9 protein-coding genes are annotated in these 13,562 nt (G+C 46.4%); all 9 read right to left on the bottom strand.

From position 1 onward, the window contains the following. Positions 1-3 precede the first annotated feature (3 nt). Positions 4-2,673: an alpha-L-rhamnosidase gene (locus LIQ05_RS13140; protein WP_226821306.1), complete on the bottom strand. Its 2,670-nt coding sequence runs from the start codon at positions 2,671-2,673 to the stop codon at positions 4-6. Positions 2,674-2,818: 145 nt separating this feature from the next. Next, complete coding sequence (locus LIQ05_RS13135) at positions 2,819-3,619, bottom strand: 3-keto-5-aminohexanoate cleavage protein (protein ID WP_226821304.1); 801 nt, start codon at positions 3,617-3,619, stop codon at positions 2,819-2,821. Between the two features lie 172 nt (positions 3,620-3,791). Further along, positions 3,792-5,267, bottom strand: coding sequence for a four-carbon acid sugar kinase family protein (locus tag LIQ05_RS13130; protein WP_226821300.1), 1,476 nt, complete (start codon positions 5,265-5,267; stop codon positions 3,792-3,794). Positions 5,268-5,402: 135 nt separating this feature from the next. Next, a complete protein-coding gene (locus LIQ05_RS13125; protein ID WP_226821299.1) occupies positions 5,403-7,364 on the bottom strand; it encodes a glycoside hydrolase family 127 protein in 1,962 nt (653 codons plus the stop codon). 18 nt (positions 7,365-7,382) lie between these two features. Beyond that, complete coding sequence (locus LIQ05_RS13120) at positions 7,383-8,048, bottom strand: aspartate/glutamate racemase family protein (RefSeq protein WP_226821297.1); 666 nt, start codon at positions 8,046-8,048, stop codon at positions 7,383-7,385. Between the two features lie 449 nt (positions 8,049-8,497). Beyond that, complete coding sequence (locus LIQ05_RS13115) at positions 8,498-9,973, bottom strand: FGGY-family carbohydrate kinase (protein WP_226821295.1); 1,476 nt, start codon at positions 9,971-9,973, stop codon at positions 8,498-8,500. Positions 9,974-10,132: 159 nt separating this feature from the next. Then, positions 10,133-11,065: a transketolase family protein gene (locus LIQ05_RS13110; RefSeq protein WP_226821293.1), complete on the bottom strand. Its 933-nt coding sequence runs from the start codon at positions 11,063-11,065 to the stop codon at positions 10,133-10,135. Continuing rightward, positions 11,058-11,891 carry a transketolase gene (locus tag LIQ05_RS13105; RefSeq protein WP_226821291.1) on the bottom strand — a complete coding sequence of 278 codons (834 nt, stop codon included), beginning with the start codon at positions 11,889-11,891 and terminating at the stop codon, positions 11,058-11,060. Before LIQ05_RS13105 ends, LIQ05_RS13110 begins: the two co-directional genes overlap by 8 nt. A gap of 2 nt (positions 11,892-11,893) precedes the next feature. Beyond that, positions 11,894-13,294: an L-fucose/L-arabinose isomerase family protein gene (locus LIQ05_RS13100; RefSeq protein WP_173715703.1), complete on the bottom strand. Its 1,401-nt coding sequence runs from the start codon at positions 13,292-13,294 to the stop codon at positions 11,894-11,896. Between the last annotated feature and the right edge of the window lie 268 nt (positions 13,295-13,562).

Raw genomic sequence — 13,562 nt, 5'->3', positions numbered from 1 at the left:
TGATTACTGTTCAAATACGATCTGGTATGTACCGCTTCCTGCTTCAGCAGCCATATAGTCTGCTTCCCTGATAAATGTCAGTCCATCGCTTTCCAGAACCGCTTTCGCCTGATCCAGACGGATCTCTGCTGTTGTATTTACCGGAATCTGAACAGTTAAAGTAATCTGTTTTCCCTGGACTTCCCATTTTACACCAACATCACCATAAATGCTATGATATTTTCCTGCAGTGTACTTCAGATTTCCACCAATGCGCGGATAGAGTATCGCATGTTTAAAGCCCGGATGTTCTGGATCAGCTTCAATTCCGGCCATTGCACGGTACATCCACTCACCAATAGCCCCATAAGCATAATGATTAAAGGAGTTCATATCTGCACTCCACATACTTCCGTCATCCTTCATTCCATCCCAGTGCTCCCAGATCGTGGTGGCACCTTTTTTCACCTGATACAGCCAGGACGGGAAATCCTCTTTCAGAAGCAGGTCGTAAGCTTCCTTCAGGCTGTGATTCTGGCTGAGGGCATGGCAGAAATACGGAGTTCCCACAAATCCGGTAACCAGATGACCGTTTTCTTTGTCCAGAAGGCGTTTCAGACCTTCTACCGTTTTTGTGATATATTTCTCAGGAGTCAGCTGGAAATACAGTGCCACAATATGTGCGGTCTGTGTCTGTGCTGTCATATTTCCTTCTGCGTCGAAGAAGGTCTCCTGGAATTTCTTTACAATCTTATGATAAAGCTCCTCATACTCTGCTGCCACATTCTCTTTTCCAAGGGCTTTCGCCATCTGGACAAAAAGTCCGGTAGAGTATGCATAATAGGCAGTACAGGTCAGGTCATTTGGTGTTGCACCGAAATAGCTGCCCTCCTTTGCGTCAAGAGCTACCCAGTCGCCAAACTGCAGCTTGTAATTCCAAATGTAATCTACCGCATGGGCACGCATGAAATCAATCCAGCCCTTCATGCTGTTGTACTGTTTTTTCAGAATATCTTTGTCGCCGTACATCAGGTACATGGTCCATGGATTGATGATGGCAGCATCAGCCCAGGCTGCTGCGGAATGGGGGCCCTGGCGGAGAAGCCAGTTTCCATCAGTGCGTCCCTCCTCAATGTTCGGGATAACGTGTGGAACACCGCCCTCTGGTGTCTGGTCAACTTCCAAGTCGCGGAGCCATTTTTTATAGAATGTGTAAGTATTCATCAGATAAGTGGCTGTGCGGCAGAAGATCTCTGCATCGCCAGTCCATCCAAGGCGCTCGTCACGCTGCGGGCAGTCTGTAGGCACATCCAGGAAGTTGCTCTTTAAGCCCCACAGGAAGTTGTGATGAAGCTGGTTCAGCAGCGGATTGGAACACTCCAGACTTCCGTTTGAAGCCATGTTGGAGTGAAGGGTGCAGGCTGTGAAATTCTCAGTTTTCGGCTCGCCTGGATAGGAAACAATCAGCGCATACTGAAATCCCATGTACGTAAAAGTCGGATGCCAGGTAACTGTCTCTTCCCTTGCAAAAGTATATTTCATCGTTGCTTTGGCTGCACGAAGGTTGTCCAGATATACATTTCCATCCTTATCCAGAACCTCGAAGCAGTGGAGCTCGATCACGTCTCCCGGCTTACCAGTGGCAGTTACTTCAATGCGGCCTGCCATATTCTGGGCAAAATCAACTACCCGGTCTCCTGCCGGTGTTTTGAAAATACGTTTTGCAGGAATACGATCCATTACACGAACCTTTGCAGCGTACTGCGCGCGCATAACCTGTGTATCAAAGAATACAAGCTGAACCGGCTTCCAATCGCCTTTTGTAGTTTCTGCCTTTGACCAGTCCGGAATCTCAAGGGCTGCATCATAAGTCTCACCATCATAGATTTCTGCAAATACTACCGGTGAATCGCAGCCTTTCCAGGATGGATCCGTATAAACAGATTCTGTTGTTCCATCGGTGTAGCGAATCAGAAGTTCCATGGTGAAAGCAGTCTGGTCGCCATAGTTGTTGCGGGCTTTTGTCAGGCCCATAACGCCTTTGTACCAGCCTGGAGCCAGCATTGCCCCGGCGCCGTTAATGCCCTTCTGCAGATATTCCGTTACATCATAGGTCTGATAGAGGAGATGTCTTCTATAGGATGTCCATCCCGGTGTCATCTCGTCCTCACCAACTTTTTTGCCATTCAGGTAAAACTGATACAGGCCAAGGGCTGTGGTAAAGGCATAGGCTTCTTTTATATCTTTTTTGATTTCAAAGGTTCCTCTTACATAGGTTCCTTTGGAAACGCTCTTATAGGAATCGTCAGTTTCGGCGGATACAAAAGGTGCTTTCCATGCAGGTGCGCCTTCCTCCCACTCTCCATTTTCCCCTGCAAGGGCAGTTACGAAGGAAGCAGTATCGCTCCAGACAGTTTCTTCCTCGCCGTCACTGGTTTTTGCGCGGACAAAATAACGTTTGCCGCTCTCCAGTGAAGCACCTTCTGCATAAACATGTGCAGATTCCTCAGACTCTATTTTTCCGCTGTTATAGATCAGATCTGTAAAATCAGCGTCTTTTGCAATCTGAAGTTCGTAGGATTTCTGTTTTACATTTTTCTTATCGCTTACAAGCTCCCAGGCAAACTGGGGCATATGGGAAACACCAACCGGGGCTGTTTCGTAATCCATGTATACTTTTTTGATTGTCAACATTTTTTCTAATCCTTTCTGACATATATTCTCAGATTGTAATCTTCTTGTGACAAACACAAGAAGTAGCGTTTGCTGCGCATAATAGATGAACCTTCTTGTGACAAGCACAAGAAGTAGCGTTTGCTGCGCAAACTTTATTTTGATTTTAGCGTTTTCTCAGATTCAGCATCTGTCTTGCTTCATCTGGTGTAGCCGGTTCCAGTCCCATGGCGCGGATCAGGTTTACCAGCTTCTCAACTACCTGCCAGTTATACTCAGCATCTACGCCCTCGTCCAGGTAATGGCTGTCCTCAAATCCAACACGGACTACAGTTGCTCCCATAGCGATAGCGGCTGCCAGGAATGTCCAATTGTCACGTCCAAAATGCGTCACACCCCAGAGCGCATCAGACGGAACGAAGGAACGGAAGGCTGCCAGCATCTCCGGTGTAGGCTGCATGCCGCCTTTGTGTCCAAATACCAGGTTAAACAGCATTGGATCCGCAAATGGCTGCTCAGATCTTACCACTGCCATGTTATGTAACATTCCAATATCAAAAACTTCTGTTTCCGGAAGAATTCCTCTCTTATAAACAGCGTCTGCGCAGTAGCGGATATCATCAAAAGAATTAATATAGACTGCCTCACCAAGGTTTGTACTTCCGCCATTGAGAGATGCGCTCTCTACCTTGGGGTAATCAAGAGGATTGCAGCGGTCCTGAATGTTCATGTCGGAAACACCGCCTGTAGACGCCTGAACTACCACATCTGTCCGTTTCAGAATTTCGTCAAAGCACTCAGACATATAAGAAATATCCGGTGTAAGGCTTCCATCTGGTTTACGGCAGTGAAGGTGACACATAGCAGCACCAAGTTTTACGCTTTTTTCTACATCCTCTGCAAGCTTTACTGCATCCACACTGGTGCCTGCCTGTACAGGTGCCAGGGATATAATTACTTTTCTCATTATGTAAACCTCCTATTTAAGCGAATCTCTTCCAAATAGACATCTTTCTAACCTACAGTGTCTCCGTAAGCTGTTCAAAACAGACTAAAAATTTACTTGTTAGGTCATTAAAACTCTTACGTAATTGAAATTTGCTACTCGTGTAAACGAAGACCTGCAATCATGCTATTTTTCAGATCAATTCCTCTACAATTTCCTTCAACGTACTTACTTCACCCACATTTCCCGGGAAAATAATGTACGGCATTCCAGGGAATTTGCTTTCTTCGCCGGTCATCCATACCGGGATTCCCTTCTTCACCTGGCCCATAACACGGGCTTTCTTTACCCGAAGTGCTTTGGTTCCCACGTCAGATGAAGTGATTCCGCCTTTTGCAATGATGAATTTCGGCTTCACGGAAAGCTTGCCGATAATACTGGTCACTGCATTGGAAATCTTTACGGAAATCTGCAGTTTCTCCTCCGGAGTCATATTCTCCGGTGCAAGAAGCTGTCTGCTTGTATAAATTACAACGGTTCTTCCAGACAGGATTTTCTCCTCTGCTGCCTTCACCGTTCTCTCTACCTCTTTCTCCAGACCATTTTCTTCGAATACGGTATTTACCTGAAATTCCATAAAGTCAGCCTGTCCGTCCAGTTCTTTCAGACAGTTCAGCTGATCTGTGGTCTTCTTTACATGGGAACCGATCAGAACGATTCCTCCGTTCTTTGTATCGCCCTCCAGCTGTGCTCTTCCCAGAAGGGGCTGATCTGAAATACGTCCCATCACCTTGGTAAAAGCAGCGGCAGTTCTTGCCATATAATGCTTTCCAGCTTTCATTGCAAGTACAAGTGCGGCGCAAAAAACTTTCAGGTCTGCATAGGATACTGCGTTCACAATGATCTTCGCCATATTCTGTGCAGACATAAGCTTGTCTTTAATTCCCTGCACATCCAGAGCATTCAGCTCGTCCAGGGAAATGGTGATACAGTCCTCTTTATGGTACTTTCCTTCTGTTTTTTCCTCCACATATTCTGTAAGGTCGGAGGATTTGTAGCCGAAGGTTTTGTCCCTGGCAAATTCCGTCATACCGGCTGGAACCAGGTTGTCCTGCTCTTTTACATAATGGATATTGTCCATTGTGTAGCGGCCGCCTTCTGGAAAAAACGGGCAGATGATCTCGCCGTCAACAGCTGTGCTCCCTGCAGAAGCTCCATTGTCAGCTGCCATTTTCTCTGATTCTCCTGCATTCCCGTCCGCCAGTCCATCCGCCAGAAGCTGCGTTTCCAACGGATAATGACCTCTTAAAGTGGAATCTCCACGGGAAATGATCATGAAATCCTGCCCCAGCTCCCCTGCCACCTTTGCCACACGTGCGGCAATATCCTGGTGTACCTTTGTAGTCTCCTCCACAGAAAAGCTGCGGGAATTGGTGAGGATAAAAAACATGGATTCTTTCTCCTCAAAGCCCTTGCGGATGGATTCTTCTTCCCAGTCTGTGTAAACAGACACATCATGAACGGTCTGTACACCTGTGGGATCGTCATCCAACACTACCAGTTTTTTATGAAAACCTTCCATTGCCTGGGAAAGAAGGGCTTCTGCTTTGGCGGCGTCTGTTTTGCTTCTCTCCTCGACGGTATGAAAAGGAATTACTTTACATTCCATAATTTCTATAACTCTCCATTCTATTCGTTCAAAGTATAATTAGAAATTGAGCGGCATTTACCATTCCGCCGCTTCCGGATTCTGCTCGGCACTGCCTTTTTTCGTTCATAGCGCAGGTTATGATAACTCAATTTATTATACAGTATATGCGATTGGGAACCAGATCCTCATTTCGCCGTAGTCACGGTTATCCCATGCATAATACGGGATCAGACGTACATGCTTTCTGCTCATACCGTGATATTTCAGCGGCTGATACAGGACACTTCTGTCAAATTCAGAGCGGTCGATGGTGTACTCTTCCGTCTCCAGGGCAGTCATCTTTCTTCCCTGAATCTCGAAATCTACAGGAGTAAATTCCGCATTCAGATCCAGATAAATATCATCCAGATCAGCGGCCTGTGTATCCACGCTCTCGCAGCAGTATACCAGCGGTCCGCGCTCAATCGCAGCCTGGCCTACCGTCTCTTCTACCATGTTGTTGGCAACTGTATACCGGATCTCCATATCCAGAACCAGCTGTACATCCATGTTCTGCGGATCCTCAACCAGAATATTCAGATAGGTTCCTGCATCCTCTTTCGTCAGTTCACGGTCTGCACCAGCGCCCTTAATGGAACCGCCAGCTGCCCATCCCGGAATACGAAGTCTTAAATGAACCGGAGCATTTACTTTCACATCCTTTGTTGTGAAACGGATTGTTCCGTCAAAAGGATAATCCGTGGACTGAACCAATGTAAACTCTCCGCCATTTTCCAGCTTCACCTGCGCTTCACTTGCACCATACATACCAGTCCATACACTGTTATCAGAGGTAAGATATGCGTACTCGCTGGACTGTGCAATGGTTCTTGCCAGGTTTGGCGGACAGCAGTAGCTGAGAATATATTCGCTTCTGGTAAGCGGCCAGATCAGCTTATAATCAAGCTTTTTGGCACGTCTTAACATATTTTCATAGAAAAACCTTTTACCATCCAGGCTAAGCGCTGCCAGATTGGTATTCAGCATCATACGCTCAAGAATATCAAAATACTCTGCCTTCGGCTCAAGCTGGAACATACGGTATGCCCAGAAAACACCGCCCAAAGACGCGCAGGTCTCATTGTAAGCTGTGATATTCGGGAGCTGATATTCATAACCATAAGCCTGATGTACAAGCTGATGGTCAAAGAAATATCCATAAGGGGACGCACCATTATACAATGCTCCACATCCGCCGGTAATATAAAGCTTTTTATCCACAAGGCTTCTCCATACTTTGTGGAGAACCTCCATATAATCCGGATCCTGCTCTTCCAGGCAAAGATCCGCAACACCTGCATAGAGATAATTTGCCCGCACTGCATGTCCCAGGATCTTCTCATGCTTTTTCAGCGGGATCTTGTCCTGGTTATCGTCCATGCCGTCTTTTACACTGTCACGAAGGACAACGGCCTGCTTCGCCAGCCTCAGATAGCGCTCTTCCCCAGTGGTACGGTACATTTCCACCAATCCCATGTAATGAGAGGGGCAAACAGCAGTCTGGACTTCTCCGGTGCGCTCTGCCTCTTCGTAAAGATGCTCCAGATAATCTGCTGTTCTGGCTGCAATTGCCAGGAAATTGTCCTTTCCGGTAATTCTCTTGTGCACACATGCTGCGGTAAACATGTGACCAAAGTTATAAACCTCAAAATCGTTGATATCGCCCATTCTGAAAACGCCGTTCTGGCTTCTCTCTCCAATGATCTGTTTGGTGGAAAGGTAACCATCCGGCTGCTGTGCTCTTCCGATCAGGGCTATGTAATCCTCGATTTCATCTTTCAACTGCTGGTTACCGGTCTGATAAGCCGTATAAATGGCAGACTCCATCCATTTATAAAAATCTCCGTCCCCAAAAACGGTTCCATCAAAATCTCCATCTGCATCGCCAGCACAAATCTTAAAATTCTCTACCACATGGCTGATGTCTTTGCTGTCAAACATGTGCTTCAGCTGAGGCACGGTGCTATTCGCACAGGTATCAAAACGTTCCTTCCAAAGACCGCCGGTCCATTTTACGTTCATTCCGTCCAGGGCATGAACCTTCGCGTATGGGGATCTGGTTGTATCTGTAAGCATTGTTATTCTCCTTTATTATTATAATCCCTTAGCCTTCAATGCAGCTGCCAGTGCCTGTGCTCCAAAACGTGGGCTGGAAAGAACTGGTTTGCCGGTTTTCTCGTGGATTGCGTCCTCTGCATAAGCCATTGAGCCCTGTGCCAGAAGAATCACATCTACCTGATCTGCAATCTCAGCCGCTTTTCCGCAAAGAAGTGCCTTAAATTTATCCTGGTCTGCGCCAAAGGCATCTACCAGACCATCCACCAGCTCTACATGGCTGTTCATCTCTCTTGCCACACGGGAAACGGTATTCTTGGTAGGCTCCAGTGTAGTCGGCAGTGTGGCCAGAACACCCACTCTCTTGCCAAGACGGGCAGCCTCACGGCACATTTCCTCATCAATACGGACAATCGGAATACCGGTATAACGGCCAATATCCTGAGCAGCATCTGCAACCTCGCCAACAGACGAGCAGCAGTTCAAAACCGCATCTGCGCCGTCAGAAACAGCCTGCATATACATTCCTACAAGACGGGCTGCTGCGCCTGCCGTTACATATCCATGTTCTCTTACTTCTGCCAGAATGGACGGATCCTGATAATTCAGGATCTCTGGTGCATCTCCTAAATTCTTTCTGATCTCCTCATTCACGCACTCGATCAGCTCCGGTGTGGTACTTGTGTAAACAATTCCTAATTTCATTTCCCTGTTCTCCTTCTCTTAACTAATCTAAACTATTGCAAAGTCCCTGGCTTCTGCCAGCCCACAGCCTTTACTGCCCTCAAACAAAAACCTGGCAGTCAGCCTCCAGCTCTGCATTTTCACTTGTGAATTCTGCCCTACTAAAATGCCAAAACCCACTCCGTCTTTTTATAATCTATACAAAAATTTTACGATTACAAAGCATCCACCGTCAAGTCCAATTTCTTTATTTAGTGTCACATTTATTTAGCGCTACCATCCTTCCACTTTTTTTCTCCCTCTAAATAAATATTTCAACATTCACATAGTTTCATCCAGCACACAGACTGGGAGCAGCGTTGTGTTTCGGACAGTTAGTCAAAAAACGGGATTTTGCTCACAAAATCCCGTTTTTTGACGTTGTCCGAAACACCCCGTACCTTCCGGTCGTCCGCCTTGATCATTTTCTTTTATTTATTTGTGATCACGGAAGCTACCGCCTTCTTCCATCCTGTATACTTCTTCTCCCGTACTTCTCTATCCATGTTCGGTTTATAGGACACACGATTTAATTTTCCAAAAATGTGTTTGTCCCAAACGCCTAGTCTCAGTCCAGCTGCATAAGCCGGTCCAATAGCGGAAAGCTCCTCAGAATCCGGAACCAGAACTCCTGCATCTGCAATATTGCTCTGGAACTGCATCAGATAGTCGTTTCGGGTCGGACCGCCATCTACGCGAAGCTCCTTCACCGGAACACCAGCATCCTCAGACATGGCCTGCACAACATCTGTAATCTGATAAGCGATACACTCAAGTGCAGCACGAACAAACTCAGCCTTGCGGGTAGTACGGCTCATGCCTACAACAGAAGCTCTCGCCTCGCTGTCCCAGTAAGGAGCGCCAAGACCGCTGAATGCAGGAACCAGATACAGGCTGTCCTCCTGAATGGCTTCTTTCGCCAGTTTACCGGTCTCTCCAGGAGAAGAAATGATCTGAAGATCGTCCTTCAGCCAGGTAATCACAGCGCCTGTATAGTTCAGATTGCCTTCAAGCACATAGTTAACCTTGCCGCCGATTTTCCACGCAAGAGAAGTAACAACCCCATGAGTACTGAGAATCGGCTTCTCCCCAATATTCATCATAATAGAAGAACCGGTTCCATAAGTGGATTTGATCATACCAGGCTGCAAACATCCCTGTCCAAAAAGAGAGCCGTGGGAATCGCCCATTACGCCATGGATTGGGATCTTATGAGGAAGAAGTCCCTCGAAATCCGTTTCTCCAAAGCAGGCATCGGAATCTGTAACCTCAGCCATATTCGCCGGGTCAATGCCAAATAAGCCGCAGATCTCCTCATCCCATTTCAGGTCAAAAATATTGAAAAGCTGTGTTCTGGAAGCATTGGAATAATCGGTTCTGTACTCCTTGCCCCCTGTCAGCCTGTAAACCAGCCAGCTGTCAATAGTGCCATGGCAGATTTCATGACGGTCAGCTGCCGCTTTTGCACCCTCTTCATTTTCCAGAAGCCATGCGATCTTGGAAGCCGGGAAATATGGGGATAGATTCATTCCGGTTTTCTGGCGGATCATCTCTGCTGCGCCAGCCTTTTCCACACGGGCACAGATATCAACTGCACGCGCACACTGCCATACAACTGCATTTCCATAAGGCTTGCCAGTCACCCTGTTCCATGCAAGGGAAGTTTCCCGCTGATTGCTGATACCAAGACCAACTACACACTCTTTCTCAACCCCCTCCAGAAGCTCTTTCACAACCTCCAGAACATTGCTGTAAATTTCCTCCGGATCATGGGAAACCCAGCCCTTTTCGTTAATGATCTGCTTGTGAGGGCGGTCTGTACGGCGCATAATGCTTCCTGTCTCATCAAAAAGAAGCGCCTTAGTACCCTGGGTACTCTGATCAATACTAATAATATATTTTGCCATTTTTACTATCCTCTTAAATTCACTTTCTAAAAAAAATAAGCGAGCCTGACCAGATACTGCCCAGAAGCACGCTCGATCGGACAGCACTTCTAAGCAGCATCCTGGTTCTGCATTTTTGCAGTCTGTCAGTCACGCTTAAATTTGTTTCTTATTTAATTTTTATTTCAGAGCTTCAACAGCCTTCTTTGCAATACCCTCAGCATTTAATCCATAGTAATCAAATACTTCCTGGGAGGTACCTGTGATAACCGGAGCATCCGGAAGAGCCATGTTCAGCACTTTTCTCGGGCACTGGGCGCCAACAACCTGCGCTACCATAGAGCCAAGTCCTCCAAATGGAGCGTGCTCTTCAACCGTGATAACAGCCTTTGCATTCTGGGCAGCCTTTACAACGCCCTCAGCATCAAGAGGTTTCACGCAGTACATATCCAGTACAGTTGCGGAAATGCCCTGTGTCTCCAGTAATTTGGCAGCCTCGTAAGCCGGGCGTACCATCTCACCGCAGGCGATGATTGCTACATCTGTTCCCTCTTTCAGAACAGTTGCTTTGTCCATTTCAAATGGGCAGTTATCTTCTGTATAAATATCCTCAACCGGGTTTCTTCCTACACGGATGTAAGCCGGTTTCTCATCTTTTAGCAGTGCCTCGATCAGATGCTTTGTCTGGTGACGGTCGCTTGGAAGGTAAACTCTCATGTTCGGGATAGCAGACATAGCTGCGATATCCTGTGCAGAATGATGGCTCATTCCAAGTGCGCCGTAGCTTACACCACCGCTGATACCGATCAGGGTAACATTTGTATTGGAGTATGCAACGTCGATCTTAGCCTGCTCGTAGCTTCTTGTGGATAAGAAGCAGGCCGGTGAGCATGCGAACGGCTTCTTGCCGCATTTTGCAAGACCTGCGGAAATACTTACCAGGTTCTGCTCTGCGATACCGGTCTCAACGAACTGCTCTGGGAAATTATCTGCAAATGGTGTCATGGAAGCAGATCCTCTGGAGTCACTGCAAAGCACCATAATATCTTTATCTTCTTTTGCCTTATCCATCAATACTTCACAGATGGCCTGTCTGTTTGGAATCTTATTCATGAAGAGCGGCCTCCTTTCTTGCTGCAAAATCCGCGATGATCTGATCATATTCTTCCTGTGTCGGAACTTTGTGATGCCAGTTTGCCTTATTCTCCATTACGGAAGATCCGCAGCCTTTTACAGTGTTGGCGATTACAGCGGTTGGTTTGCCTTTTACAGTTTTTGCTTCTTCAAAAGCAGCATTTAACTGGTCAATGTCGTTTCCATCTTTTACATCAATTACATGCCATCCGAAGGAACGGATACGCTCACTCAGGTCGTCATGTCCCATAACGTCCTCTGTGTTTCCGGAAATCTGAAGGCGGTTACGGTCAACAACTGCGCAAAGGTTGTCCAGCTTGTACTGATGTCCAGCCATAAAGCCTTCCCATACGGAGCCCTCTGCCAGCTCGCCATCACCCATTACAGTGTAAACGCGGTAGTCTCTGTTGTCCTTTTTACCAGCAAGAGCCATACCTACGCAAACCGGAAGCCCATGTCCAAGGGAACCGGAGTTCATCTCGATTCCAGGAAGCTTGTTGTTCGGATGTCCGATATATTTGGAACCGAATTTGGAAAAATGAGCCTTAATATCATCCAGATCCAGGAAGCCTTTTGCTGCAAGTACAGCGTAATAAGCCTCTACAGAATGACCTTTGCTGAGTACGAAACGGTCACGGTCCGGGTCGTCCAGATTCTCCGGAGAAATGTTCATCTGGCAGAAGTACAGGCTGATCAGAGTATCGATCACGCTCATATCACCGCCGATATGTCCGCCCTTTCCGGCAACGATAATGTCTACAGTATCTTTTCTTAAGTCAAAAGATTTTGCCTTTAAATTTTCCATTCTCATTCACCTCTTAAATATGCTTTCACATCTTCTTCAATAGGATCATATAAATCAGGAGTGATTCCCATGTATTTGCATGCCTCGTAAAGTACCGGAACTACGTCTTTGTGGATACCTACGCAGTGATGGATGTATGGTCCCTCTACGATCTTAGCTTCCAGACGTTTGATGTTCTCCACCTCAACCCAGAGGTAGGTTCCCATACCCTTCGGGCCATCAACACCTTTTGCCTTTCCAAGAAGCATGGAGTATTCTCCGTTGTCGCCGTCGAAACGTGCCAGAGTTACTTCGCCGTGTTTTGCCTCAGCTGTAATGCTTCCCGGATGGCTGAATGCCAGCGGATAAGTAAGCTTCGGAGTCTCTCTTGCAACAGAGATCGGCCATGGTCCACAGTGCTGAAGAAGCTCGCCGTTCTCAATGTCAGGATGGCGGATAGTCCAGTCTGCGAAGAAGCTTCTTGTGTCATCAAGTGCTGCTGCCTCAACAAGAAGAGCGGTAATTGCACCGTGAATATCGGTCTCACATACAACCGGAATTCCCTCTTCATTGAGAAGTGCGTTTGCTGCACATGGCATAATTCCAATCTCGCTCTGCAGCTGGTTCCAGCACTGGATTGCAGCTGCCTGGCAGCCGTATTTCTCAATCAGGTTCTTCATGGCAACTTTCAGGGCTGCTACATTCTCAAGTTCATTATCTTTAATGCAGATTTCCATGTTCTGGCGGCAGTATTCTACAACCTTTGCAACCTCTGTTCCTTCTGCTTTTGCTTTCTTCATCTCATCTGTCAGCTCTGGCATTGGGATTGGGGTCAGCTGGATGTTGAATTTCTCAAGAAGTTCACCCTCGTTGCACATGGTGGACCAGAACTCGTATGGTCTTGTGGAAATCTGAAGAATTCTCATGTTGCGGAAGGTTTTTACTACATTACAGACAGCCATGAAATCACGAAGACCACGCTCGAATACCGGATCATTCAGTCTGCAGTTTGTCATGTATGTAAATGGAACGCGAAATCTTCTGAGGACTTTACCTGTTGCAAAAAGTCCACACTGTGTATCACGAAGACGGACACCGTTCTCGTCTGGTCTCTCATCAAGAGGTCCCCACAGAAGAACCGGTACATTTAACTCTTTTGCAAGTCTTGCACATTCAAACTCTGTTCCGAAGTTGCAGTGCGGAAGGAAAAGTCCGTCGATTTTCTCTTTTTTGAATTTCTCTGCAATCTTGATGCGGCCTGCCTCGTCATAAAGAAGACCCTCGTCATTTACGTCTGTGATGTCTACAAAATCGATTCCTAATTCTTTTAATCTGTCTGCAGTAAGTCCACGATACTTAACTGCATCCGGTGCACTGAAAATACTTCGTCTGGTTGGCGCGTAGCCGATTTTGATCTTTGCCATTCTGGTATTCCTCCTTGTTTATATTTATTATTTTCTTTTGGTTTTTCTTAGCTGTAAAATATTTTTCTTTATTACTTACCCAGATATTCTGTTTGCTTTTCTTTATAGCTCTAGTATAGGTCTCCTTTAGCTTTATTCCAATAAAAAATAAAGTATTTTTGACTTTATTTTCACTTTATTCTTCACAAATATATTGTTTATTTTTCAATTAAGAAGTACAATATATACAACAGAAAAAACTTCTGCTAAAGAAATATGAACAGTTTCC

Source organism: Blautia glucerasea, assembly GCF_020537505.1.
Lineage (GTDB): Bacteria > Bacillota > Clostridia > Lachnospirales > Lachnospiraceae > Blautia_A.
This window is presented reverse-complemented; position numbering and strand designations above follow the sequence as displayed.

Coding starts and splice junctions, on each gene's coding strand:
- LIQ05_RS13120 (WP_226821297.1), bottom strand. CDS start 8,048: ATGAAATTAGGAATTGTTTACACAAGTACCACACCGGAGCTGATCGAG.
- LIQ05_RS13135 (WP_226821304.1), bottom strand. CDS start 3,619: ATGAGAAAAGTAATTATATCCCTGGCACCTGTACAGGCAGGCACCAGT.
- LIQ05_RS13130 (WP_226821300.1), bottom strand. CDS start 5,267: ATGGAATGTAAAGTAATTCCTTTTCATACCGTCGAGGAGAGAAGCAAA.
- LIQ05_RS13115 (WP_226821295.1), bottom strand. CDS start 9,973: ATGGCAAAATATATTATTAGTATTGATCAGAGTACCCAGGGTACTAAG.
- LIQ05_RS13125 (WP_226821299.1), bottom strand. CDS start 7,364: ATGCTTACAGATACAACCAGATCCCCATACGCGAAGGTTCATGCCCTG.
- LIQ05_RS13140 (WP_226821306.1), bottom strand. CDS start 2,673: ATGTTGACAATCAAAAAAGTATACATGGATTACGAAACAGCCCCGGTT.
- LIQ05_RS13105 (WP_226821291.1), bottom strand. CDS start 11,891: ATGGAAAATTTAAAGGCAAAATCTTTTGACTTAAGAAAAGATACTGTA.
- LIQ05_RS13110 (WP_226821293.1), bottom strand. CDS start 11,065: ATGAATAAGATTCCAAACAGACAGGCCATCTGTGAAGTATTGATGGAT.
- LIQ05_RS13100 (WP_173715703.1), bottom strand. CDS start 13,294: ATGGCAAAGATCAAAATCGGCTACGCGCCAACCAGACGAAGTATTTTC.